Annotated in this window: 21 protein-coding genes and 1 riboswitch; of the genes, 8 read left to right on the top strand and 13 right to left on the bottom strand. The window is 69.9% G+C overall.

Translation table 11 applies throughout. The annotated features are described in order from the left end of the window. Positions 1 to 67: 67 nt before the first annotated feature. The 6 genes from OG562_RS28720 to OG562_RS28745 form a co-directional block, all read right to left on the bottom strand. Positions 68 to 1,096, bottom strand: a complete 1,029-nt coding sequence (locus OG562_RS28720) for a ribonucleotide-diphosphate reductase subunit beta (RefSeq protein ID WP_266402844.1) — start codon at positions 1,094 to 1,096, stop codon at positions 68 to 70. After that, complete coding sequence (locus OG562_RS28725; protein ID WP_266402846.1) at positions 1,096 to 3,471, bottom strand: ribonucleoside-diphosphate reductase subunit alpha; 2,376 nt, start codon at positions 3,469 to 3,471, stop codon at positions 1,096 to 1,098. The genes OG562_RS28720 and OG562_RS28725 overlap by 1 nt, the downstream gene beginning before the upstream one ends. A 125-nt stretch (positions 3,472 to 3,596) precedes the next feature. Continuing rightward, positions 3,597 to 3,739: riboswitch (cobalamin riboswitch) on the bottom strand. A gap of 35 nt (positions 3,740 to 3,774) precedes the next feature. After that, positions 3,775 to 4,281, bottom strand: coding sequence for a GNAT family N-acetyltransferase (locus tag OG562_RS28730; protein ID WP_266402848.1), 507 nt, complete (start codon positions 4,279 to 4,281; stop codon positions 3,775 to 3,777). 125 nt (positions 4,282 to 4,406) lie between these two features. Then, positions 4,407 to 6,032 carry a monocarboxylate uptake permease MctP gene (gene mctP, locus OG562_RS28735; protein WP_266402851.1) on the bottom strand — a complete coding sequence of 542 codons (1,626 nt, stop codon included), beginning with the start codon at positions 6,030 to 6,032 and terminating at the stop codon, positions 4,407 to 4,409. After that, on the bottom strand, positions 6,029 to 6,304 hold the full coding sequence (locus OG562_RS28740; RefSeq protein WP_266402854.1) for a DUF3311 domain-containing protein: 276 nt from the start codon (positions 6,302 to 6,304) through the stop codon (positions 6,029 to 6,031). The genes mctP and OG562_RS28740 overlap by 4 nt, the downstream gene beginning before the upstream one ends. 114 nt (positions 6,305 to 6,418) lie before the next feature. Continuing rightward, positions 6,419 to 7,183, bottom strand: a complete 765-nt coding sequence (locus OG562_RS28745; protein ID WP_266402856.1) for a GntR family transcriptional regulator — start codon at positions 7,181 to 7,183, stop codon at positions 6,419 to 6,421. A gap of 387 nt (positions 7,184 to 7,570) precedes the next feature. On the opposite strand from OG562_RS28745, the gene OG562_RS28750 reads away from it, so the two are divergent. The 4 genes from OG562_RS28750 to OG562_RS28765 all read left to right on the top strand — a co-directional run bounded on the left by OG562_RS28750 (position 7,571) and on the right by OG562_RS28765 (position 12,278). After that, positions 7,571 to 8,854 carry an extracellular solute-binding protein gene (locus OG562_RS28750; protein ID WP_266402859.1) on the top strand — a complete coding sequence of 428 codons (1,284 nt, stop codon included), beginning with the start codon at positions 7,571 to 7,573 and terminating at the stop codon, positions 8,852 to 8,854. Positions 8,855 to 8,961: 107 nt separating this feature from the next. Beyond that, positions 8,962 to 9,948 carry a carbohydrate ABC transporter permease gene (locus OG562_RS28755; RefSeq protein WP_266402861.1) on the top strand — a complete coding sequence of 329 codons (987 nt, stop codon included), beginning with the start codon at positions 8,962 to 8,964 and terminating at the stop codon, positions 9,946 to 9,948. Then, positions 9,945 to 10,781 carry a carbohydrate ABC transporter permease gene (locus OG562_RS28760; RefSeq protein WP_266402864.1) on the top strand — a complete coding sequence of 279 codons (837 nt, stop codon included), beginning with the start codon at positions 9,945 to 9,947 and terminating at the stop codon, positions 10,779 to 10,781. The genes OG562_RS28755 and OG562_RS28760 overlap by 4 nt, the downstream gene beginning before the upstream one ends. Before the next feature lie 9 nt (positions 10,782 to 10,790). Further along, a complete protein-coding gene (locus OG562_RS28765) occupies positions 10,791 to 12,278 on the top strand; it encodes a glycoside hydrolase family 3 protein (protein ID WP_266402866.1) in 1,488 nt (495 codons plus the stop codon). Positions 12,279 to 12,562: 284 nt separating this feature from the next. Here OG562_RS28765 and nagB read toward each other — a convergent pair whose 3' ends face one another. Further along, complete coding sequence (gene nagB / locus OG562_RS28770) at positions 12,563 to 13,348, bottom strand: glucosamine-6-phosphate deaminase (RefSeq protein WP_266402867.1); 786 nt, start codon at positions 13,346 to 13,348, stop codon at positions 12,563 to 12,565. Positions 13,349 to 13,792: 444 nt separating this feature from the next. Here nagB and OG562_RS28775 point away from each other — a divergent pair, with 444 nt between their 5' ends. Further along, positions 13,793 to 15,259, top strand: a complete 1,467-nt coding sequence (locus OG562_RS28775; RefSeq protein WP_266409591.1) for a sensor histidine kinase — start codon at positions 13,793 to 13,795, stop codon at positions 15,257 to 15,259. Positions 15,260 to 15,457: 198 nt separating this feature from the next. Here the strand turns inward: OG562_RS28775 and OG562_RS28780 are convergent, their stop codons facing one another. After that, positions 15,458 to 15,715 (bottom strand): WhiB family transcriptional regulator, encoded by a 258-nt coding sequence (locus OG562_RS28780; RefSeq protein ID WP_006380970.1) that lies wholly within the window; start codon positions 15,713 to 15,715, stop codon positions 15,458 to 15,460. Positions 15,716 to 16,034: 319 nt separating this feature from the next. Beyond that, positions 16,035 to 17,003 (bottom strand): diacylglycerol kinase family protein, encoded by a 969-nt coding sequence (locus tag OG562_RS28785; RefSeq protein WP_266402883.1) that lies wholly within the window; start codon positions 17,001 to 17,003, stop codon positions 16,035 to 16,037. Between the two features lie 206 nt (positions 17,004 to 17,209). Here OG562_RS28785 and OG562_RS28790 point away from each other — a divergent pair, with 206 nt between their 5' ends. Then, positions 17,210 to 17,665, top strand: coding sequence for a hypothetical protein (locus OG562_RS28790; protein WP_266402885.1), 456 nt, complete (start codon positions 17,210 to 17,212; stop codon positions 17,663 to 17,665). A 47-nt stretch (positions 17,666 to 17,712) separates the two neighbouring features. Here the strand turns inward: OG562_RS28790 and OG562_RS28795 are convergent, their stop codons facing one another. The 3 genes from OG562_RS28795 to OG562_RS28805 all read right to left on the bottom strand — a co-directional run bounded on the left by OG562_RS28795 (position 17,713) and on the right by OG562_RS28805 (position 19,793). Continuing rightward, positions 17,713 to 18,840, bottom strand: a complete 1,128-nt coding sequence (locus OG562_RS28795; RefSeq protein WP_266402887.1) for an RNA polymerase sigma factor SigF — start codon at positions 18,838 to 18,840, stop codon at positions 17,713 to 17,715. Then, positions 18,837 to 19,250: an anti-sigma regulatory factor gene (locus OG562_RS28800; protein WP_030784224.1), complete on the bottom strand. Its 414-nt coding sequence runs from the start codon at positions 19,248 to 19,250 to the stop codon at positions 18,837 to 18,839. The genes OG562_RS28795 and OG562_RS28800 overlap by 4 nt, the downstream gene beginning before the upstream one ends. 282 nt (positions 19,251 to 19,532) lie before the next feature. Beyond that, positions 19,533 to 19,793, bottom strand: a complete 261-nt coding sequence (locus OG562_RS28805; RefSeq protein WP_266402890.1) for a UBP-type zinc finger domain-containing protein — start codon at positions 19,791 to 19,793, stop codon at positions 19,533 to 19,535. Positions 19,794 to 19,853: 60 nt separating this feature from the next. Between OG562_RS28805 and OG562_RS28810 the strand changes: the two genes are divergently transcribed. Continuing rightward, positions 19,854 to 21,452 (top strand): Na+/H+ antiporter, encoded by a 1,599-nt coding sequence (locus tag OG562_RS28810; RefSeq protein WP_266402892.1) that lies wholly within the window; start codon positions 19,854 to 19,856, stop codon positions 21,450 to 21,452. Positions 21,453 to 21,459: 7 nt separating this feature from the next. Here OG562_RS28810 and OG562_RS28815 read toward each other — a convergent pair whose 3' ends face one another. Beyond that, the gene (locus OG562_RS28815; protein ID WP_266402893.1) at positions 21,460 to 22,407 is read right to left on the bottom strand and encodes a 1-aminocyclopropane-1-carboxylate deaminase/D-cysteine desulfhydrase; all 948 of its coding nucleotides are present in this window, start codon (positions 22,405 to 22,407) and stop codon (positions 21,460 to 21,462) included. A 113-nt stretch (positions 22,408 to 22,520) separates the two neighbouring features. On the opposite strand from OG562_RS28815, the gene OG562_RS28820 reads away from it, so the two are divergent. Beyond that, the gene (locus OG562_RS28820; RefSeq protein WP_266402894.1) at positions 22,521 to 23,927 is read left to right on the top strand and encodes a family 2B encapsulin nanocompartment shell protein; all 1,407 of its coding nucleotides are present in this window, start codon (positions 22,521 to 22,523) and stop codon (positions 23,925 to 23,927) included.

Below are 23,927 nucleotides of genomic sequence, written 5' to 3' on the forward strand. Positions count from 1 at the left end.
CGGCGCTCGTGGGACTTCTCCACGAGCGCCGGATCGACCGTCAGCTGAAGGCTTCGAGGACGGTGACTCAGAAGTCCTCGTCCAAGTCGACGGTGCCCTCCACCGCGACCTGGTACGCCGAAGGACGGCGCTCGAAGAAGTTGGTCAGCTCCTGAACGCCCTGCAGCTCCATGAAGGAGAACGGGTTCTCCGAGCCGTAGACCGGCGCGAAGCCGAGCCGCTGCAGCCGCTGGTCGGCGACGCACTCCAGGTACTGCCGCATCGACTCGGTGTTCATGCCCGGCAGCCCCTCGCCGCACAGGTCCCGGCCGAACTGCAGCTCGGCCTCGACGGCCTCCTTGAGCATGTCGGTGACCTGCTGCTGGAGCTGGTCGTCGAAGAGCTCCGGCTCCTCCTTGCGGACGGTGTCGACGACCTCGAACGCGAAGGACATGTGCATGGTCTCGTCCCGGAACACCCAGTTGGTGCCGGTGGCGAGGCCGTGCAGCAGACCCCGGCTGCGGAACCAGTAGACGTAGGCGAAAGCGCCGTAGAAGAACAGGCCCTCGATGCACGCGGCGAAGCAGATCAGGTTGAGCAGGAAGCGGCGGCGGTCGGCCTGGGTCTCCAGCCGGTCCAGCTTCTCGACCTCGTTGATCCACTTGAAGCAGAACTCGGCCTTCTCGCGGATGGAGGGGATGTTCTCCACGGCGTCGAAGGCGGCGGCGCGGTCCTCCGGGTCGGGCAGGTACGTGTCCAGCAGCGTCAGATAGAACTGGACGTGCACGGCCTCCTCGAACAGCTGACGCGACAGATACAGGCGCGCCTCCGGGGAGTTGATGTGCTTGTACAGCGTCAGCACGAGGTTGTTCGCCACGATCGAGTCGCCCGTCGCGAAGAACGCGACCAGCCGGCCGATCATGTGCTGCTCGCCCTCGGACAGCTTCGCCAGGTCGGTGACGTCCGAGTGGAGGTCGACCTCCTCCACGGTCCAGGTGTTCTTGATGGCGTCCCGGTAGCGCTCGTAGAAGTCCGGGTAGCGCATCGGGCGCAGGGTGAGCTCGAAGCCCGGGTCGAGCAGGTTCTTGGCAGACGCAGCTTTGGCTTCGCTGGACATTACTGGCAGGCCTCGCAGGACTCGGGGTTCTCAAGGGAGCAGGCGACGGCCTCTTCGGAGGTCGCCTGCTGCAGGGGGATGGTCTTCTCGGGCTGCGCCTGGGCCTGGGCGGCGCGGGCGATGCGGGTCGCCGGGCGGGAGCGCAGGTAGTACGTGGTCTTCAGGCCCGACTTCCAGGCGTACGAGTACATCGAGGAGAGCTTGCCGATGGTCGGCGTCTCCAGGAACAGGTTCAGGGACTGCGCCTGGTCCAGGTACGGGGTGCGGGCGGCGGCCATGTCGATCAGGCCGCGCTGCGGGATCTCCCACGCCGTGCGGTACAGGGCGCGGACCTCCGCCGGGATCCAGGCGAACTCCTGCACCGAGCCGTTGGACTCGCGCAGCGCCTCCCGGGTGCGCGCGTCCCAGACGCCGAGGTCCTTGAGGTCGTTCACCAGGTACGAGTTGACCTGGAGGAACTCCCCGGACAGCGTCTCGCGCTTGAACAGGTTGGACACCTGCGGCTCGATGCACTCGTAGACGCCCGCGATGGAGGCGATGGTGGCGGTGGGCGCGATGGCGAGCAGCAGGGAGTTGCGCATGCCGGTGTTCGCGATGCGCGCGCGCAGGGCCGCCCAGCGCTCCGGCCAGGTGAACTCGACGCCGTAGTGGTCCGGGTGCAGCACGCCCCTGGCCGTCCGGGTCTTCTCCCAGGCCGGCAGCGGGCCGTTGCGCTCGGCCAGGTCGGCGGAGGCCTCGTACGCGGCGAGCATGATGCGCTCGGCGATCCGGGTGGACAGGGCCTTGGCCTCGGCGGAGTCGAAGGGCAGCCGCAGCTTGAAGAAGACGTCCTGCAGGCCCATCGCGCCCAGGCCCACCGGCCGCCAGCGGGCGTTGGAGCGGCCCGCCTGCTCGGTCGGGTAGAAGTTGATGTCGACGACCCGGTCGAGGAAGGTGACGGCCGTGCGGACGGTCTCGTCCAGCCGCTCCCAGTCGATGTCGCCGGTCGTCGTGTCGACGAACGCGCCGAGGTTCACCGAACCCAGGTTGCAGACCGCCGTCTCCCCGTCGTCGGTGACCTCCAGGATCTCCGTGCAGAGGTTGGAGGAGTGGACGACGTGACCGGGCTCGGCCGTCTGGTTGGCGGTGCGGTTGGCCGCGTCCTTGAAGGTCATCCAGCCGTTGCCGGTCTGCGCGAGGGTGCGCATCATCCGGCCGTAGAGGTCGCGGGCGGCGATGGTCTTCTTCGCGAGCCCGTCGGCCTCGGCCTTGCGGTAGGCGGCCTCGAACTCCGCGCCCCACAGGTCGACCAGCTCGGGCACGTCCGACGGCGAGAACAGCGACCACTGCTCGTCCGCGTTCACCCGCCGCATGAACTCGTCCGGGATCCAGTGCGCGAGGTTCAGGTTGTGCGTACGGCGGGCGTCCTCGCCGGTGTTGTCGCGCAGCTCCAGGAACTCCTCGATGTCGGAGTGCCAGGTCTCCAGGTAGACCGCGGCCGCGCCCTTGCGCCGACCGCCCTGGTTCACGGCGGCGACCGAGGCGTCCAGCGTCTTCAGGAACGGCACGATGCCGTTGGAGTGCCCGTTCGTGCCGCGGATCAGCGAACCGCGGCTGCGGATCCGGGAGTACGACAGACCGATGCCGCCGGCGTGCTTGGAGAGGCGGGCGACCTGGTGGTAGCGGTCGTAGATGGAGTCCAGCTCGTCCAGCGGGGAGTCGAGGAGGTAGCAGGACGACATCTGGGGGTGCCGGGTGCCGGAGTTGAAGAGGGTGGGGGAGGACGGGAGGTAGTCGAGGCGGCTCATGAGCCGGTAGAGGGCCGCGACCTCGTCCAGAGCGCGTGACGTGTCGTCTTCCGCGAGGCCGGAGGCGACGCGCAGCAGGAAGTGCTGGGGCGTCTCGACGACCTTGCGGGTGAGGGGGTGGCGCAGGAGGTAGCGGCTGTGCAGGGTGCGCAGGCCGAAGTAGCCGAAGCGGTCGTCGGCCAGCGGGTCCACCAGGGCGTCGAGGCGGGCCGCGTGCAGCCGGACGAAGTCGGCGGTGCGGTCGGCGATCAGGCCCTCGCGGTGGCCGACGGCGACGGACTGCGTGAACGACGTGACGCCCTGGGAGGCGGCCTCGGCGGCGACGCTGATCGTCAGCAGCCGGGCGGCCAGCTTCGAGTACGCGGGGTCGTCGGAGATCAGACCGGCGGCCGCCTCCGTGGCCAGCTCGCGCAGCTCCGACTCGTCCGCCCGCGCGGACCGTCCCCGCAGGGCGGCGGCGGCGACCCGGCCGGGGTCCGCGTCGGGGAGGTCGGCGGTCAGCTCGGTCAGGGTCCGCAGCAGCGCGGTACCGGGACCGTCGGTCTCCAGCTGGGTGACTGAAGCCGGTTCGGCTGGCGCGATGGTCACGTGGGGCTCTCCCTCGCTCGGCAGCGGGCCTGGCGGAGGGCAGGGGGCAGCACACGAGCGCGCGGGGCGTCGCGTCCACCGGCCCACTCCACGAGGCCCGGACGTCAGAGCACCCGGACCGGATGGGCCGGGCGCGTGCTGTCGGCAGGTCCTCGGACTGACACAAGCGTGCAGATGCACGCAAGTACACCGTTGCGGGACAGTTCCGGATTTGCACCGGATTCCCCTGCGGCGACAGCGAGCACGAGCATACATCTTGTGCCGGGCTGTCGTGCCACCCCCAGATGTTGTGTCGCGCCGGTTTCAGAGCGTCAACTGGTAGGCGAGGAGAGTGATGTCGTCCAGCTGCGGCAAGGGATTCCAGTCCCGCTCTGGCGTACGGACGAAGCCGAGGCGTTCGTAGATGCGGTGGGCGGTGCGCATGGTGCGCTGGGTCGACAGAACGACGGCCGTGCAGCCCGCCGTGGCCCGTGCGCGGTCGAGGCATGCGCGTACGAGGGCCTCGCCGGCGCCTCTGCCACGGGCCTCGCGCGCGACCGCGAGCATCCGGATCTCGGCCTCGCCGGAGCGGGCGATGTCCGCCATGGGGCCGCCCGAGGAGACGAAGGCGACCCCGCCGAGGAGGGCGTCGCCCGCCACGGCGACCAGGACCTCGGCGGCGGCCGCCCGCCGGGCGACGTTCCTCAGTTCGCCGAGGTACTCGTCGCTCTCGCCGAAGTCGAGGAGCCCGTCCTCGAGATAGGCCTGGGCGGTGATCTCGCCCAGGGCCGGGTACTCGTCGGGCGCTGCCCGCCGGATGACGATGTCCATGGGACCGAGTGTGCCGGACGGGCACGACGACGGGCCGCCGGGTTCTCCCCGGCGGCCCGTGATCGCGTGCGGATGGTCAGTGCATGCGGATGGTCAGTGCGTGCGGAAGGAGTGCATGCGGATGGTCAGTGCGAGGCTCCCGCGGTCGCCGGGGGCAGGTCCGCCTGGACGCCGGGGTCGCCCGCGTCCGCCGTGTAGTCCTCCGGGCGGGTCTCGTCGATGCCCTCGGGGGCCTTCGCCGCCTTCAGGGCGAAGGTGAGGACCACGGTGACGGCGACGTTGAGGAGGAACGCCGTCAGGCCGATGTAGCCGATCTCTCCGAGGCCGGGGATCTCCTTCGACGAGCCGCCGAAGTGCTTCTGGGTCGGGGAGGCCACGCCGTACGCGGCGACCGTGCCGTAGATCATGCCGACCGCCCAGCCGGCGAGCAGCGCCCAGCGGTGGAACCAGCGGGTGAAGAGGCCGCCGACCAGGGCCGGGAAGGTCTGCAGGATCCAGATGCCGCCCAGCAGCTGGAAGTTGATGGCGACCGTCTTGTCCATGGTGAGGACGAAGGCCAGCGCGCCCACCTTCACCAGGAGCGAGACCAGCTTGGAGACCTTGGTCTCCTGCGCCGGCGTGGCGTCCGGCTTGATGAAGTCCTTGTAGATGTTGCGGGTGAAGAGATTCGCGGCAGCGATCGACATGATGGCGGCCGGGACGAGCGCGCCGATGCCGATCGCGGCGAAGGCCACGCCCGCGAACCAGTCCGGGAACATGTCCTCGAACAGCTGCGGGATCGCCAGCTGCCCGTTGGTGACCTTGACCCCGGCCGCGATCGCCATGAACCCCAGCAGGGCCAGCAGGCCGAGCATGAGGGAGTACAGCGGCAGGATCGTGGTGTTGCGGCGGATCACCTCACGGCTCCTGGACGACAGCGTCGCCGTGATGGAGTGCGGGTACATGAAGAGCGCGAGCGCGGAGCCCAGCGCCAGCGTGGCGTACGTCCACTGGCCCGGCTCGGCCGGGGCGAGCGCGCCGCGCGGCTTCCCGGTCGCCGGGTTGGTCTGGCTGAACGCCTCGCCCGCCTTGGCGAAGATGTCGTCGAACCCGCCGAGCTTGATCGGGATGTAGATGATCGCCACCGCGATGACGATGTAGATCAGCGTGTCCTTCACGAACGCGATCAGCGCGGGGGCCCGCAGCCCCGACGAGTAGGTGTACGCCGCCAGCACGCCGAAGGCGATCAGCAGCGGCAGGTCCTTCACGAACCAGTTCGTGTCCTCGCCGCCGCCGACGCCCATCACGTCGAGCACGGCCTGGATGCCGACCAGTTGGAGCGCGATGTACGGCATGGTCGCGAGGATGCCGGTGACGGCGACCGCCAGCGACAGCCCCTTCGACCCCCAGCGTCCGCGTACGAAGTCCGACGTCGTCACGTACCCGTGCTTGTGCGACACCGACCACAGGCGGGGCAGGAACGTGAAGATCAGCGGGTAGACGAGGATCGTGTACGGGACCGCGAAGAAGCCCGCCGCGCCCGCCGCGTAGATCGCCGCCGGCACGGCGACGAAGGTGTACGCCGTGTACAGGTCGCCGCCGAGCAGGAACCAGGTGACCCAGGTGCCGAACGACCGGCCGCCCAGCCCCCATTCGTCGAGGCTGTCGTTGTCGGCCCTGCGCCAGCGCGCGGCGAGGAAGCCCATGACCGTGACGGCCAGAAAGAAGAAGATGAAGACGGCGAGCGCGACGCCGTTCACGCCGTCCTTCACTCCGACGCACCACCCTTCGCGGAAGCGGAGGCCGCACGTCCGCGCTGGTCACGCTGCCAGAGCTTGTACGCGGTCACCGTGAGCGCGGCGGAGAGAGGCACCCACAGCATCTGGTACCAGTAGAAGAAGGGGATCCCGATGAACGCCGGATCCACCTTCGCGTACGAGCCCACCCACAGCATCGCCACGAACGGCGCGAGCAGACAGAGGCCGATGACGACGCGCACAGGCGTCACCACCGGCTCCTTGGGCACTTCCTGGGCGTCTGACATCGGCGGCTCCGTCCCCTCACTGATCGCCTTGATCACTGTTGTAATGCGCAGGCAATGTAAGTGACGGATAAGCGGAGCGGAAGACCCCCTGCCCGGTGGGCCTACTCGGTGGGCCTACTCGGTGGGCCGCTTCAGCCGGGCCACGAACTTGTACCGGTCCCCCCGGTACACCGACCGCACCCACTCCACCGGCTGGCCGTCCTTGTCCAGCGAGTGCCGGGACAGCATCAGCATCGGCAGGCCCACGTCGGTGCCGAGCAGACCCGCCTCGCGCGGGGTGGCCAGCGAGGTCTCGATGGTCTCCTCCGCCTCGGCGAGCCGGACGTCGTAGACCTCGGCGAGGGCGGTGTACAGGGACGTGTACTTGACCAGCGACCTGCGCAGGGCCGGGAAGCGCTTGGCGCTGAGGTGGGTCGTCTCTATGGCCATCGGCTCGCCGTTGGCCATGCGCAGGCGCTCGATGCGCAGGACGCGGCCGCCGGCGGTGATGTCGAGCAGGTCGGCGAGCCGGTCGTCGGCGGTGATGTAGCCGACGTCCAGGAGCTGCGAGGTGGGTTCGAGGCCCTGGGCGCGCATGTCCTCGGTGTAGGAGGTGAGTTGGAGCGCCTGGGAGACCTTCGGCTTGGCGACGAAGGTGCCCTTGCCCTGGATGCGCTCCAGGCGGCCCTCGACCACCAGTTCCTGAAGTGCCTGGCGCACGGTGGTGCGCGAGGTGTCGAATTCGGCCGCCAGCGTCCGCTCCGGCGGGACCGGGGTGCCGGGCGACTGCGTCTCCGTCATGTCGAGGAGATGTTTCTTCAGGCGGTAGTACTTGGGCACACGCGCGGTACGGACGGTCGCCCCACCCTCGTTCTCCGCACTGCTGACGTCGGTGCTCATGGCCTGCCTTCCCGGCTGCGGGTGCCGAAATGGCCGACACGCCGTCGGCCGCGGCTCACATCGTGGCACGGACGCGGCGCTGTTCGCCCCGCCGTTCCGTGATCCCCTCTGTATACCGTCGCAGCCTTTGCTGGTCTAGTCCACCAAGGCAAGTGGTCTACCGGGCCGGCACCCCTTCGGGGTCGATGTTTTCGAGGGTTTCTTACTTAAAGGTTCTTGCATATGTAGGTCCCATAACAGCTGGTCGGAGGGGATTCGGCCACTCTTGACAGACCTATTGGTCTGAGCCAAGCTCTGCCCACTGGTCTACACCATTGGTCCAGGTCCGGGTCCCGGCCTGTGGGCGGGGGGTGTGGCATCTGGTGTGGCATCCCTGAGGAGGGTGGCGTGAAGCGCAAGCTGATAGCCGCGATCGGTATCGCGGGCATGATGGTCTCCATCGCGGCGTGCGGGGGCGACAAGGACAGTGGCGGCTCGGACAAGGGCGCGGACGCCAAGGAGCTGACGGTCTGGCTCACCGTCGACGCCCAGAACAACTGGCCCGAGCTGGTGAAGGCCGCCGACGCGGCGGTCACGAAGGCGCACCCCGGCGTCAAGATCACCCACGAGTACTACGGCTGGCCCGACAAGAACACCAAGCTCGACGCGGTCCTTGCCACCGACAAGGTCCCCGACGTGGTCGAGATGGGCAACACCGAGATGCTCGGCTACATGGTCAAGGGCGCCTTCGCCTCCCTCGACGCGTCGAAGTTCGACAACTCCTCCGCCTGGCTGGACGGCCTCAAGGCCTCCGTGACCTACGACGGCAAGACCTACGGCGTCCCGTACTACGCCGGCGGCCGCGTCGCCAACTGGCGCAAGGACCTCTTCGCCTCGGTCGGCGTGAAGTCGACGCCCAAGACCTACGCGGAGCTCACCGCCGCCCTGGACAAGGTGCAGAAGAAGGAGGGCGACAAGTTCTCCGCCTGGTACCAGCCCACCCGCGACTGGTACGCGGCCATGTCCTTCGTCTACGACGCCGGCGGCTCGATCGCCGTCGAGTCGGGCGGCCAGTGGAAGGCCAACCTCTCCTCGCCCGAGTCCCTCAAGGGGCTCAACGAGTTCAAGGACGTCGTCGACAAGTACATGCACGGCGACAAGACCAAGGACGAGTCCGACCGCTACATCGTCTACGGCCAGGGCAAGTCCGGCATGATCTTCGCCCCCGCCTGGGAGGGCGCGACCGCCGCGACGAAGGAGAACGACAAGACCGGCAAGCTCGCCGGCAACGTCGAGAACTTCGTGATGCCCGGCCCGTCCGGCAAGAACCTCCCCGTCTTCCTGGGCGGCTCCGACCTCGCCGTCCCGGTGAAGTCCGACGCACAGGCCCTCGCCGCCGAGTGGATCAACGCCTTCACCGGACCCTCCGGCCAGAAGGGCCTGATCGCCAAGGGCAACCTGCCCAACAACAAGACCGACCTCGCGACCCTCAAGAACGACCCCGCGACGGCCGTCCCGGCCACCGCCGCCGAGTCCAACTGGTTCGTCCCGATGGCCCCCGGCTGGGGCCAGGTCGAGAAGGCCCAGGTCCTGCAGACCATGCTGCAGAGCATCGGCACCGGCAAGCAGTCGGTCGAGGCCGCCGCCAAGACCGCGGACGCCGCGATCGACAAGGTCATCAACACGAAGTGACCTGGCGGCAGGGCCCCGTCGACCCCCGGGGGATTTCCGGGGACGGGGCCCTGCCCCTCGTAGGCCCGCACGACCGTACGACCCGAGGGACCGCTGAGGAGCGCGCGATGAGTGCCGCAGACACCACCACCCCTGCCAAGCTGCCGCCGCCGAGGTCGGCCCCGCCGCCGCCGGCGCCGAAGCGGCCACGCGTGCGGCGGACCTCCGGCGCCGCCGCGGTCCCCTGGCTGCTGCTCGCCCCCTGTCTGCTCGTCCTCGCGCTGGTGATGGGCTATCCGCTGGTCCGGCTGGTCACCCTGTCCTTCCAGAAGTTCGGGCAGTCCCAGCTGTGGGGTTTCCAGCCGGCCGAGTCGGTCGGGTTCGACAACTTCGCGGGCGTGCTCGACGACGGCGAGTTCTGGCAGGTCGTCGTCCGCACGATCGTCTTCGCGGCCGGCTGCGTGATCTTCACGATGGTCGCCGGCATGCTGATCGCCCTGCTGCTCCAGCGGGTCTCCGGCTGGGTGAAGACCCTCGTCAACATCGCCCTGGTGGCCAGCTGGGGCATGCCCGTCATCGTCGCCACCACCGTCTTCAAGTGGCTGTTCGACGCCGACTACGGCATCCTCAACGCGGTCCTCAGCAAGCTGCCCGGCGTCGAGCTGATCGGCCACAACTGGTTCGCCAGCGGACCGCAGGGCCTCGCCGTCATCATGCTCCTGGTCGTCTGGGGCGCGGTGCCCTTCGTGGTCATCACCCTCAGCGCCGGCCTCACCCAGGTCCCCGCCGAACTGGAGGAGGCCGCCCGCCTCGACGGCGCCGGCGCCTGGGGCGTCTTCCGGTACGTCACCCTGCCCATCCTCAAGCCGATCATCGTGATGCTCACGACCCTGTCGGTCATCTGGGACATGGGCGTCTTCCCGCAGGTCTTCGTGATGCGCAACGGACATCCCGAGGCCGAGTTCCAGCTCCTGACGACGTACTCCTACGACCGCGCCTTCGTCGTCAACGACTACGGGCAGGGCTCGGCGATCGCCCTCATCACCGTGCTGCTGCTGCTCGGCGTGGTCGCCGTCTACATGCGTCAGATGCTGAAGATCGGAGAGGTCGAATGAGCACGGTTTCCGCTCCGAGGCGGCCGAAGTTCGGCTGGAACCTTCTCGGCCTCCTCGTCTTCGCCGTCGCCGGCTTCCCCGTCTACTGGATGCTGAACACCGCGTTCAAGCCGGCCAAGGACGCCATCGACCCGGACCCCAGCCTGCTGCCGACGGGGCTCACGCTCTCCAACTTCCGCCGCGCGCTGGACATCGCCGACTTCTGGGGTCCGGTCGGCCGCAGCCTGACCGTCTCCCTGGCGGTCGTCGCGATCGGCGTGGTCGTCGGCATGCTGGCCGCCCTCGCCATCTCCCGGTTCGCCTTCCGCGGCCGCAAGATCGTGATCGTGGGCATCCTCGCGGTCCAGATGGTCCCGCTGGTCGCCATGATCATCCCGGTCTTCCTGCTCCTGAACGACCTGGACCAGTACGACAAGCTCTCCGGTCTGATCATCACCTATCTGACCTTCATCCTCCCCTTCACGGTGTGGACCCTGCGCGGCTTCATCGTCAACATCCCGAAGGAGCTGGAGGAGGCCGCGATGGTCGACGGCTGCAGCCGCACCGGCGCGTTCGTCCGGGTCGTCTTCCCGCTGCTGGCCCCCGGCATGGTCGCCACCTCGGTCTACGCCTTCATCCAGGCCTGGAACGAGTACCTGTACGCCCTGATGCTGCTCAGCCAGAAGAACCAGACCGCGACCGTCTGGCTCGGCAACTTCACCACCAAGCACGGCACCGAGTACGCCCCGATGATGGCCGGCGCCACCATGATGGCCGTGCCGATCGTCGTCCTCTTCCTCCTCGTCCAGCGCAAGATGGCCGCGGGCCTGACCGCGGGCGCCGTGAAGGGATAACGCCCCCCGATGACGACTTTCGCCAGCGGCACAGACACACTGACGCGCGACGCCCTGACGGTCCTGCAACCCGGCTTCCCCGGCACCACCGCCCCCGACTGGCTGCTGCGCCGCCTCGGTGAGGGCCTGGCCTCGGTCGGCCTGTTCGGCCGCAACATCGCCTCGCCCGAACAGCTCGCCGCCCTGACCGCCCAGTTGCGCACGGAACGCGACGACGTCCTGGTCGCGATCGACGAGGAGGGCGGCGACGTCACGCGCCTGGAGGTGCGCACCGGCTCCAGCTTCCCCGGCAACCACGCGCTGGGCGCGGTGGACGACGTGGAGCTGACCCGCCAGGTCGCCCACGAACTGGGCCGCCGCCTCGCCGAGTGCGGGGTCAACCTCAACTGGGCCCCGTCCGCGGACGTCAACTCCAACCCCGCCAACCCGGTCATCGGCGTCCGCTCCTTCGGCGCCGACCCCGGCCTGGTCGCCCGCCACACCGCCGCCTACGTCGCCGGCCTGCAGTCGGCGGGCGTGGCGGCCTGCACCAAGCACTTCCCGGGCCACGGCGACACGGCCGTCGACTCCCACCACGCGCTCCCGCGCATCGACGTCCCGGCCGAGGCCCTGGCGGACCGCGAGCTGATCCCCTTCCACGCGGCCATCGGAGCCGGCAGCCGGGCGATCATGAGCGCGCACATCCTGGTCCCGGCCCTGGACCCGACCCACCCGGCGACGCTCTCCCGCCGTGTCCTGACCACCCTCCTGCGCGAGGAGCTCGGCTACGACGGCCTCATCGTCACCGACGGCATCGAGATGCAGGCCGTCGCCGCGACCTACGGAATCGAGCGGGGCAGCGTCCTCGCGATCGCCGCGGGCGCCGACGCCATCTGCGTGGGCGGCGGCCTCGCCGACGACGAGACGGTACGCCGGCTGCGCGACGCCCTCGTCACGGCCGTCCGCACCGGCGAACTCCCGGAGGAACGCCTGGTGGACGCGGCGGAGCGGGTACGGGCGCTGGCGCGGTGGACGGCATCGGCGCCCGCCGAGACCAAAACCGGTCACGCGGGCTCGGACATCGGCCTCGTCGCCGCCCGCCGGGCCCTCCGTGTCACCGGCGCCGACACGTTCACGCCCCTCACGGCCGCTCCCTATGTCGCCGCCCTGACTCCTGTCGCCAATATCGCCGTCGGTTCCGAGACTCCCTGGGGCGTGGCCGCGGAGCTGGCGCGGCTGCTGCCGGGGACGGAGACGGGCAGCTTCAGCGGCACGGACGCGGGACAGGCGGCCCTGGCCGCGGCGGGGGAGCGGCGGATCGTCGCGGTGCTCCGCGACGAGCACCGCCACCCCTGGATGGCGGCGGCCCTCGACACCCTCCTGGCGGCCCGCCCCGACACGGTCGTCGTCGAGATGGGCGTCCCCCAGGCGCCGCCCCGGGGCGCCCTCCACCTCGCCACCCACGGCGCGGCCCGGGTCTGCGGCCGCGCGGCGGCGGAGACCCTCACGGGCCGGTAGGCGCTACGACGACGAAGGCGCCGGGTTCCCGACCAGGAACCCGGCGCCTTCACCGTCGTACGGAACCCATGGAGTACGGAATGCACGGCGTACGGAATGCATGGCGTACGGAATCCGTCGCCGACGCAGGGGACGGCGACTGCTTGCCGAAGGAGTGCGCATAAGGTCGGGTTGGCGTTGCTGTGCGATCTGGGACGCCGGGGACCAGTGCCCCCGATGCCCCCGAGACCGTTCGAGGCGTGCGACTGAGCGGGCTCACTTCCGCCCAGTCCACAGGAACGGTTCTAGATGCCCTGCCACTCCGGCTTGTTGGCGTAGGTGTAGCGGAAGTACTCCGCGAGCTTCAGCTTGGAGGCGGCGGCCTCGTCGACGACGACCGTGGCGTGCGGGTGCAGTTGGAGCGCGGAGGCGGGGCACACCGCGGCGACCGGTCCCTCGACGGTGGCCGCGACCGCGTCCGCCTTGCCCTCCCCGGTGGCGAGCAGCACCAGGTGCCGGGCCTCCAGGATCGTGCCGATGCCCTGGGTGATGACGTGGTGCGGGACCTGGTCGACGTCGCCGTCGAAGAAGCGCGCGTTGTCGATGCGGGTCTGCTGGGTCAGCGTCTTGATTCGGGTCCGGGAGGCCAGCGAGGAGCAGGGCTCGTTGAAGCCGATGTGCCCGTCGGTGCCGATCCCGAGCAGCTGGAGGTCCACCCCGCCGGCCGCGGTCAGCGCCTGGTCGTAGGCCTCGCAGGCCGCCTGTATGTCCTCGGCCGTGCCGTCGGGCCCGAGGAAGGCCGTCATCCGGACGCCCAGCGGCTCCAGCACCTCGCGGCGCAGCACCGAGCGGTAGGACTCCGGGTGCTCGGCGGGCAGTCCCACGTATTCGTCGAGCTGGGCGATCCGCGCCCGGGCGGTGTCCACGGCGCCGGCCTGCGTCTTCGCCGCCAGCGCCTGGTAGATGGGCAGCGGGGTGGAGCCGGTGGCCACGCCCAGCAGGGCGTCCGGCTTACGGCGCAGGAGTCGCGCCATGGCCTCGGCGATGAGCTCGCCGCCCGATCTGGCGTCAGGAACGATGACAACTTCCACGCTGGCCTGCCGTTCTGATCCGTGCCGTGTGATCCGTGTGGTTTAGACCAATCTAACAGAGCGGAGTGAAATTGCCCTCTGCATCTCATCCCGCTCGGGAACCCGCACAGGCTAGGCTGCGTTCTGGATGCTAGGGCATCCGAATATTCCCGCCCTTCAGCCTTGCTCATGGACACACGTAGTGGTCTAGTCCACAATGGACGGTGCGGGAACAGCACAAGAACTTCCGTCTTCCCCGCACAGGGAGGCGGACCGAGGACCCGGTGCTCTCTGCCCTGACTGCCCCGGCTCCTCACCTTCGGTCGACGGGACCGCACACCCCGCGGCCGATATTGCTCCGGGCTGCGGTGCCGGGAGGGTTGAGGGTCCCTCTCAGGCGCCGCGGCCCGCGGGTGTTTTTCGGACACCTCGCCGTCCCCGGGTACGCTCGCAGACGTGCCCTCCATGAACGAACTCGTACGCCAGCACACCGCACTCGACGACTCCGACCTCGAGTGGCTCCACCTGCTGGTCTCGGAGTGGCAGCTGCTCTCCGACCTCTCCTTCGCCGACCTGGTCCTGTGGGTCCCGACGAGCGACGGCGCCCGGTACGTCTCCGTGGCTCAGATGCGCCCCAACACCGGCCCGACCTCCTACCAGGACGACATGGTCGGCCACCTCGTCCCGCGCGGCCGCCGCCCCCTGCTGGACGTCGCGCTCGACGAGGGCCGCATCGTGCGCGAGGGCGACCCGGAGTGGCGTGAGGAGGTCCCCGTCCGGGTCGAGTCGATCCCCGTACGGCGTGAGGGCCGGGTCCTCGGCGTCATCGCCCGCAACACCAACCTGCTCACCGTGCGCACCCCGAGCCGCCTGGAGCTCACCTACCTCCAGAGCGCCTCCGACCTCGCGCAGATGATCGCGGCCGGCTCCTTCCCCTTCCCCAACCAGCAGATGGACATGGACGCGGCCCCACGCGTCGGCGACGGCCTGATCCGAGTCGACGGCGACGGCATCGTCCAGTACGCCTCCCCGAACGGGCTGTCCGCCTATCACCGCATGGGCCTCGCCTCCGACCTGGTCGGCCAGCACCTCGGCCAGATCACCGCCGAACTCGCGCCGACCCGGGGTCCGGTGGACGAGGCGCTCGCCAAGGTCGCCAGCGGCTGGGCGCCCCGCGAGTTCGAGATCGAGGCCAGGGACGGGGTCATCCAGTTCCGCACGATCCCGCTCAAGCCCAAGGGCACGCGCATCGGTTCTCTGGTCCTGCTCCGGGACGTCACCGAACTGCGGCGGCGCGAGCGCGAGTTGATCACCAAGGACGCGACCATCCGGGAGATCCACCACCGGGTGAAGAACAACCTCCAGACGGTGGCGGCCCTGCTGCGGCTGCAGGCCCGGCGCATCGAGTCCGAGCGCGGCCGCGAGGCCCTCGAGGAGGCCGTGCGCCGGGTGGGCTCGATCGCCATCGTGCACGAGACGCTGTCCCAGAACCTGGACGAGCGCGTGGAGTTCGACGAGATCGCCGACCGCGTCCTCGCGATGGTCGCCGAGATCTCGCCGGGCAAGGTCGCCGGCCGGCGCACCGGACGCTTCGGCATCCTGGACGCGGAGGTCGCCACCCCCCTGTCCATGGTCCTGACGGAGATCCTCCAGAACGCCCTGGAGCACGGCTTCCGCGAGGGCGAGACCGGCACCGTCGAGGTCTCCGCGGTCCGCGGCGGCACCACCAAGGAGACCCGCCTCCTGGTCACCGTCCAGGACGACGGCGTGGGGCTGCCCGAGGGCTTCGACCCGCACACCTCGGGCAACCTCGGTCTGCAGATCGTACGGACGCTGGTGGAGGGCGAGTTGGGCGGCACCTTCGACATGGTCCCCGCGCCGGAGCGTGGCACGCAGGTGATCCTGGACCTTCCGGTGCGGGCGCAGAAGTAGCAGGACCGCGGGCGTGGACGGCGGGCGCACGGGCGTGGGCGCACAGCACGAAGCCCCGGACCGTTCAGGGGTCCGGGGCTCGAATGCTCGTTGCCAGCTTGTGCTGCGCATCGGGGGTACTGCGCGCTGCGGCTCGGGGGCGGGAGATGCGTACTCGCTGTACGCGCCGCCAAGCTCAGGCTTGCGGGGCGGGTGTTGTCAGGCGGTTGCCTGACGGGCCCGGTTGCGGGCGGCGCGGCGCTTCATGGCACGACGCTCGTCCTCGCTGAGACCACCCCAGACGCCGGAGTCCTGACCGGACTCGAGCGCCCACTGCAGACACTGCTCCATAACCGGGCAGCGACGGCAGACGGCCTTGGCTTCCTCGATCTGCAGCAGCGCAGGACCGGTGTTGCCGATGGGGAAGAAGAGCTCGGGGTCTTCCTCGCGGCAAACGGCGTTGTGACGCCAGTCCATGGCTGCTACCTCTCCTTGGTATTACGTGCAGGTTGCTTGTGAATGTGAACGCTTTCACGAATCCCTCAACAAGTGAAGGGCCACCAGCCAGGTTCGCTGGCGTGGTCCTGTGGATTGAAGAGGGGTTCTGGTGATCAGTGGAGGCTGGTCTTGCGGGCCGTCCCGATCGCCACGTAGAGACTCGCAAACCTCAGCGGCGGATACAACCCCTACCGGAAAGTTTTTTTTGATTCCTCGGTGTCGACTAGGTCACAGCCGTACTTCCATGGGGTGGATCCTGGCCTAAACGTTCGAGTGAAAGGACTTCAGCCCTTTCTGCTCACACAATCACACGCAGTGCACGGCGTACGCCTGTGAACGTCACGCTTCTGCGCAGCCCTAGGTGGTCGCCGTCCATCTGAAGGGGCAGGGGGACCTTCGAATGCAAGGTGAACTGGTCCAGGTCATGGAACGAGTGCGCATGCTTGCCATGGGGTCCACGCTCGGGGGACGAAGTGAGCAACTGGGTGCCATACAGGGCAACCGCGGCGGTGGACAGACGGCTGAGACCGAGTACGTCGAGCCCGGTATCGAACGAGGCCTTAGGTGAGGCGTACACCGGGCGATTGCCCAGATAGGTCCACGGAGCCGTGTTGCAGACGATGGACAGCACCAAATCGGTCACCGGATCCGCGCCCGGCCGCTCCAGCGTGATCGACCCGTGCCGACGCTGCGACTCGCCCAGAAGCTGACGCACGGCCTGGCGGATGTAGAGGGCGTGTGTGGATCTCCGCCCGCGCTCCCGCTGCTGCTCCACCCGGCCGACCACGCCTGCGTCGAAACCGAGCCCGGCGTTGAAGGTGAACCAGCGGGACGGCACCGCCTCGTCGTCCGTGCCGGGCGTGCCGGCGGCTATGCCGAGCCCGACCGTGCGCTCTCTGCCCTCGCGCAACGCGTCCAGCAGGGCGCCGGTGGCCTCGACCGGGTCGTTGGGCAGGCCCAGCGCGCGGGCGAAGACGTTGGTCGAGCCGCCGGGGACCACCGCGAGGCCGGGCAGCCGCTCCGGGTCGGGGCCGGCGTGCAGCAGACCGTTGACGACCTCGTTGACCGTGCCGTCGCCGCCGAGGGCCACCACCAGGTCGGTGTTCCCGCTCTCCGCGGCCTGCCGACCCAGGTCGCGCGCGTGCCCGCGGTACTCGGTGGTGACCGCTTCCAGCTTCATCTCGCTCGCGAGCGCGTGGATGAGGACGTCGCGCGTCCGTGCACTGGTAGTGGTTGCTGCCGGATTGACCACGAGAAGTGCACGCATGAGTTGCAGCGTACCTACTGGGTGGTACCGGGCACAGGCCGAGGGTGGGGATCGGGTAAGAGATCGCGCGTGAGCCTCGACACGAGCGCCGGCCCGCATACGAGCCCGGACGCCGGGCATACGCGCGGGGCGACAAAGCCGCTCGGCGGGGTCGCGCGTGCGTGGGCGGCCGCGGCGCGGAGCGTCGTGCGGGCTACCCTTCTGGGGTGAGCAGTGAGCAGACTCCCGACGCCCCGGACACCGTCGTAGACACCGCCGCGGGCCCCCGCCCGCGCCGTCTGACGTACGCCGCCGCGCTGTCCGGCCTGGAGGGCCTGGCGCTGGTCGTGGGCGGGATGTGGATGCTCGTCCTCGGGCTCACCGGCGACCCGGACGACCGGCAGCAGGCCGTCACCGGCGGGGTCACCCTGATCGTGCTCGCGCTGCTGCCGCTGCTCGCCGCCCGCGGGCTGCTGGGCCTGCGCAGCTGGAGCCGGGGGCCCGCCGTCATCACGCAGATCATGGCGTTGCCCGTGGCCTACAACCTGCTGCAGGCCGACAGCATGGCGATCCCGGCGGGCATCGCCCTCGCGGCCGTCGCCGCGGCGTCGCTGGTCCTGCTCGTCAACGGCGAGACGACCCGGGCCCTCGGGATCCGGGGGCCCGGCAACGCACAGAAGTAGCGGTCGCCTTCCAAGAACGCGTCGCTACCGCGACGTACCGCTTCTTGCTACTCCTCCACCAGCAGCTTCTCGCGGAGCTGTGCCAGCGTCCGGGCCAGCAGCCGGGACACGTGCATCTGGGAGATGCCGACCTCCTGCGCGATCTGCGACTGGGTCATGTTGCCGAAGAACCGCAGCAGCAGGATCCGCTTCTCGCGCGGCGGGAGATCCTCCAGTAGGGGCTTGAGGGACTCCCGGTACTCGACGCCCTCCAGCGCCTCGTCCTCCGCGCCCAGGGTGTCCGCGACCGCCGGGGACTCGTCGTCGGTGTCGGGGACGTCCAGGGACAGCGTGGAGTACGCGTTGGCGGACTCCAGGCCCTCCAGGACCTCCTCCTCCGAGATCGCGAGCTTCTCGGCGAGCTCATGGACCGTGGGGGAGCGGCCGTGCTGCTGCGAGAGCTCCGCGGTCGCCGTGGTGAGCGCGAGCCGCAGCTCCTGCAGCCTGCGCGGCACCCGCACCGCCCAGCCCTTGTCGCGGAAGTGTCGCTTGATCTCGCCGACGACCGTCGGGGTCGCGTACGTGGAGAACTCCACGCCGCGCTCCGGGTCGAAGCGGTCGACCGACTTGATCAGGCCGATGGTGGCGACCTGGGTCAGGTCGTCCAGCGGCTCGCCGCGGTTGCGGAAGCGCCGCGCGAGGTGCTCGACGAGCGGCAGATGCATACGGACCAGCTGGTTGCGCAGCTGCGCGTACTCCGGGCTGCCGTCGTTCAGCTTGCGCAGCTCGACGAACATCGCCCGTGCCCCGCTGCGGTCCGCATGCCCGGAGGTTTCGTGCCGGGTTTCGTGCCGGGGCTCGTGCTGCGTGCCCGGCACGCTCTGTTCGCCGTCTCGCTCGTGCTCGCTCATCGTCCCGCCCGTCGCCCTCTGTCGAGCCCTGTCCTCAGCCCGGCCGGGGGAGCCCCCGATCCGCCTCTCCCGAGGCGATTCCTGCACGGCGCCGCCCGGCGAGCCGGCCTCCGCGGAGGCCGACTCGTCCTCCGGATGGGGCCGGGCCTGCTCGGGAATGCCGTCGATGCCGTCCGTCGCCATGCCTCGGGAACCGCTCGGAGAGACGGGATGTCCGGCGCTCTCGGCCGGCAGCTCCCGTGTGCCGCGCTCTTCGTCCCGCACCGGCCCGTCCCCGTTCCTCACGCCGGCCCGGGTCCCGCGCCGCGCTGTTTGTAGAGGCTGATCGAAACGGTTTTGTCGTCGTCGACGGCGGAGGAGACCTTGCCCGCGAGGGCGGACAGCACGGTCCAGGCGAAGGTGTCCCGCGCGGGGGCGTGACCGTCCGTGGTCGGCGCCGAGACGGTGACTTCGAGTGAGTCGTCGACGAGTCGGAACACGCAACTGAGCACGGAGCCCGGCACGGCCTGCTGAAGCAGGATCGCGCAGGCCTCGTCCACCGCGATGCGCAGGTCCTCGATCTCGTCCAGGGTGAAGTCCAAACGGGCCGCGAGGCCGGCCGTGGCCGTCCGCAGCACCGACAGGTAGGCACCCGCAGCCGGCAGCCGGACTTCCACGAAGTCCTGGGTCGCGGGCTCGCCTGCGATCTGGGACACCCTCACCTCCAAGGTGGTACAAGCTTTTCGGGGCCGAGGGTCGCCCCCCGGGGTAACGCGTCTGTGGTGCAGCGGTGACGCTACCGCGCTCTCAGGTTTCCTGTCCCCGGGACCCCAACCCCCTGGCGTCACTCACAGTAAAGCTGTGAACACGCTCCGTGTCTAGAGGTCTGCGGGCCCAAAAGGGAAGAGGGCGCGCCGGGTTGACGTACCCAGGCGTCAGATGGTCGAACCGTACCTGTCGGACGGCCGGACCGTCCGAGAAGTTCCCAGAACGACGGCTCAGACGAGGACATGGTCGACGAAGCACCAGCGCCAGTCCTCGCCGGGTTCGAAGGTCCGCATCACCGGATGACCGGACTCCTTGTGGTGTCCTGTGGCGTGCCGGCTCGGCGAGGAGTCGCAGCAGCCGACGTGGCCGCACGTCAGGCACAGCCGTAGTTGCACGGGGTGGGTACCGTCCCGCAGGCACTCCGGACACGTCTCGCCGAGCGGGACGGGTTCGGGGCGGGGCAGCGCGTCGGCATGCGTGCACTGTTTCATGATTGCCAGATTACGACGGGTGTGCGGACGACCGCGCGGAAAAACGAGGGCGGTTCAGACATGGACGTGATGCCACTGCTGCTGCTGGTGGCGGGGAGCGCGGCGATCGCGGCCGCGGCCCGGCGCACCCCGGTGCCCGCGCCGCTGCTGCTGGTGGCGGTCGGACTCGTGGTGTCGTACCTGCCCGGGGTCCCGGACTACACCCTGGACCCGGACGTCGTCCTTCCGCTCCTGCTGCCCCCGCTGCTCTACACGTCGGCCTCCGACAGCTCCTACCTCGACCTGCGCGCCCAGCTGCGGCCCGTCGCCCTGCTGTCGGTCGGCTACGTGCTCTTCGCGACCTTCGCCGTCGGCTGGGCCGCCTACCTGCTGGTCCCCGGGCTGCCGCTGACCGCGGCGCTGGTGCTGGGAGCGGTGGTCGCGCCGCCGGACGCCGTCGCGGCGACGGCGGTGGCCCGCCGGGTCGGCCTGCCCTCAAGGATCACCACGATCCTCCAGGGCGAGTCCCTGCTGAACGACGCCACCGCGATCACCGCCTACAAGGTGGCCCTCGCGATCGTCGTCGGCGAGGGCGCGTCCTGGGCGGGCGGCATCGAGGAGTTCCTGGTCGCAGCGGTCGGCGGCACCGCCGTGGGCCTGATCCTCATGGCTCCGCTGCACTGGCTGCGCACACACCTCAAGGAACCCCTCCTCCAGAACACGCTCTCCCTGCTGATCCCGTTCGTCGCGTACGCGGCCGCCGAGCAGTTCCACGCCTCCGGCGTCATCGCCGTGGTCGTCGTGGCGCTCTATCTCGGCCACCGCGCGTGGGAGGTCGACTTCGCCACCCGGCTCCAGGAGGAGGCGGTGTGGAAGATGGTCGCCTTCGTCCTGGAGTCGGCCGTCTTCGCGCTGATCGGCCTGCAGCTCCCGATCGTCCTGAGAGGCCTCGGCGCGTACGAGGGTCTTGACGCCGCCTGGTACGCGGTCGCCCTCTTCCTCGTGGTCGTCGCCGCCCGCTTCCTGTGGGTGTACCCGGCGACCTTTCTGCCGCGACTGCTGTCGGCCCGCATCCGCGCGCGCGAGGAGAACCCCACCTGGCGGGGGCCGATCGTCATCGCCTGGGCCGGCATGCGGGGCGTGGTCTCGCTGGCCATCGCCTTCTCCATCCCGCTCACCGTGGACCACGGCGACGCGCCCTTCCCGCACCGCAACCTGATCCTGTTCCTGACGTTCACCACCGTCATCGGCACCCTGGTGGTGCAGGGCCTGACCCTGCCCCCGCTGATCCGCCTGCTGAAGTTCCCCGGCCGGGACGCCCAGGCCGAGACGCTCGCCGAGGCCAACGCCCAGGCACAGGCCTCCCGGGTCGCCGAGGAGCGCCTGGACGCCCTCCTGGCCGACGAGCGCAACGCCCTGCCCCCACCCCTCGCCGACCGACTGCGCGACGTCCTGGAGCGCCGCCGCAACGCCGTCTGGGAGCGCCTCGGCCAGGTGAACCCGGTCACCGGCGAGACCGTCGACGACACCTACCGGCGGCTGTCCCGCGAGATGATCAGCGCCGAGCGCGCGATGTTCGTCCGGCTGCGCGACGGCCGCTACATCGACGACGAGATGCTGCGCACGCTCCTGCGCCGGCTGGACCTGGAGGAGGCGGCGGCGTACCGGGAGGCGGGCTGAGAGGTGTCTATGCAGGGAACGGCGACCCCGTCACGACCGCCGCGAGCCGCGTCCCGCGCGGGAAGGCGCCCTCCTCGGCCAGGGCGACAAGTCCATAGAGCAACTTGGCGACATAGAGACGCTCGACCGGCAGACCGTGCCGTCGCCCGAAGTCCTCGGCGAAGGCGTCGAGTTCGGGAGTGACGCGCGCGTAGCCGCCGAAGTGGAAGCGCTCGTCGAGCCGCCACGCGCCCATGGGACCGCCGAAGGCCGCCGTCTGCAGGGTCCGTATCTCGTCTCCCAGGAAGCCGCCCTTGAGCACCGGCACGCCGAGGGCCCGCTGGTCGGGGGCGAGCCCGGCGGCCAGACCGGCGAGGGTGCCGCCCGTGCCGCAGGCGACGGCGACGACGTCCGCCCGGCCGCGCAGCTCCTCCCCGAGCGCCCGGCAGCCCCGGACGGCCGCCGCGTTGCTGCCGCCCTCCGGGACGACGTACGCCCCCTCCGCGCCCGCCTCGCGCAGCACCCGCGCGACGACGTCCGGATCGGTCTTGCGGCGGTACGTCGAGCGGTCCACGAAGTGCAGCCGCATGCCGTCGGCCGAGCACCGGGCCAGCGAGGGGTTCAGCGGCCGCCCGGCCAGCTCGTCGCCGCGCACCACGCCCACCGTGGGCAGCCCGAGGAGCCGGCCCGCGGCCGCCGTGGCCCGCAGATGGTTGGAGTACGCGCCGCCGAACGTGAGGACCGTCCGCCCCGCCGCCCGCTCCAGGTTGGGGGCGAGTTTGCGCCACTTGTTGCCGATCAGCTCCGGATGGATCAGGTCGTCGCGCTTCAGCAGCAGCCGTACGCCGTGCCGGGCGAACCGGTCGTCGGCCGCCTCCCGGAGCGGAGAGGGCAGGCGGGGGCGCAGGTCGGTCACCCGCTCATTGTCGAACACCGTTCGGTGAAACGTGCCTCTTCCCTGCCCCCGGTGATCCATTCCCGCTCTTTCGTGTAATAGCACGAGCACACTCTGTGATGGAAGGCTTGCCCGCGTGAACAGTGCACGGGCGCAGTTCGGCGCTCGTGCATGAATCAGGAGGGCATTTCTCTATGTCGGTAGGCGAAGAAGTCCGCGCGGAGCAGGGCAAGCCACAGCAGAGTCTCGGCACTGCGGCCGCACGGAACCTGGCCACCACGACCAAGTCCGCACCGCAGATGCAGGAGATCAGCTCCCGCTGGCTGCTGCGGAACCTGCCCTGGGTCGATGTGCAGGGCGGTACGTACCGGGTCAACAGGCGGCTCACCTATGCGGTCGGCGACGGCCGCATCACATTCGTCAAGACCGGCGACCGGGTCGAGGTCATTCCGCATGAGCTGGCCGAACTGCCCGCGCTGCGTTCGTACGGGGACGAGGAGGTGCTCGGCGAGCTCGCCCAGCGCTGCCGGCAGCGGGAGTTCGGCCCCGGCGAGGTGATCGCCTCCTTCGGCGGTCAGACCGACGAGGTCTATCTGCTGGCGCACGGCAGGGTCGAGAAGGTCGGCACCGGACCCTACGGCGACGACCAGGTCCTCGGAGTCCTCGCCGACGGCGCGTACTTCGGCGACCACGCCCTGCTCGACGCGGACGCCATCTGGGAGTACACCGCCCGCGCGGACACCGCCTGCACGGTGCTGGTCCTGACCCGCCAGGACGTCGAGCAGCTCGCGGAGCGCGCCGACTCCTTGCGCGAACACCTTCAGGCGCTGCGCGCGATCCCGGAGCAGCGCACCAACAAATACGGCGAGAAGGAAGTCGACCTGGCCGCGGGCCACGCCGGCGAGCCGGACATCCCGCACACCTTCGTGGACTACGACGCCCGGCCGCGTGAGTACGAACTGAGCATCGCCCAGACCGTCCTGCGCATCCACTCGCGCGTGGCCGACCTCTACAACCAGCCCATGAACCAGACCGAGCAGCAGTTGCGGCTGACGGTCGAGGCGCTCAAGGAGCGCCAGGAGCACGAACTCGTCAACAACCGGGAGTTCGGACTCCTCCACAACTGCGAGTACGACCAGCGGATCCAGCCGCACGACGGCGTGCCCAGCCCGGACGACCTGGACGAACTGCTCAGCAGGCGGCGCGGCACCAAGTTCCTCCTCGCGCATCCGCGCGCGATCTCCGCGATCGGCCGTGAGCTCAACAAGCGCGGGCTCGTGCCCGAGACGATCGACGTCGGCGGCAACCGGATCCCCACCTGGCGCGGGGTGCCGATCTACCCGTGCAACAAGATCCCGGTCACCGAGGCCCGCACCAGCTCCATCATCGCCATGCGTGTCGGCGAGCAGGACCAGGGCGTCATCGGCCTGCGCCAGTCCGGCATCCCGGACGAGATCGAGCCGAGCCTGTCCGTGCGGTTCATGGGCATCAACGAACAGTCGATCATCAACTACCTGGTCACGGCCTACTACTCGGCCGCCGTCCTGGTGCCGGACGCGCTGGGCGTCCTGGAGAACATCGAGATCGGCCGCTGGCGGTGA

Source organism: Streptomyces sp. NBC_01275 (assembly GCF_026340655.1).
Lineage (GTDB): Bacteria > Actinomycetota > Actinomycetes > Streptomycetales > Streptomycetaceae > Streptomyces.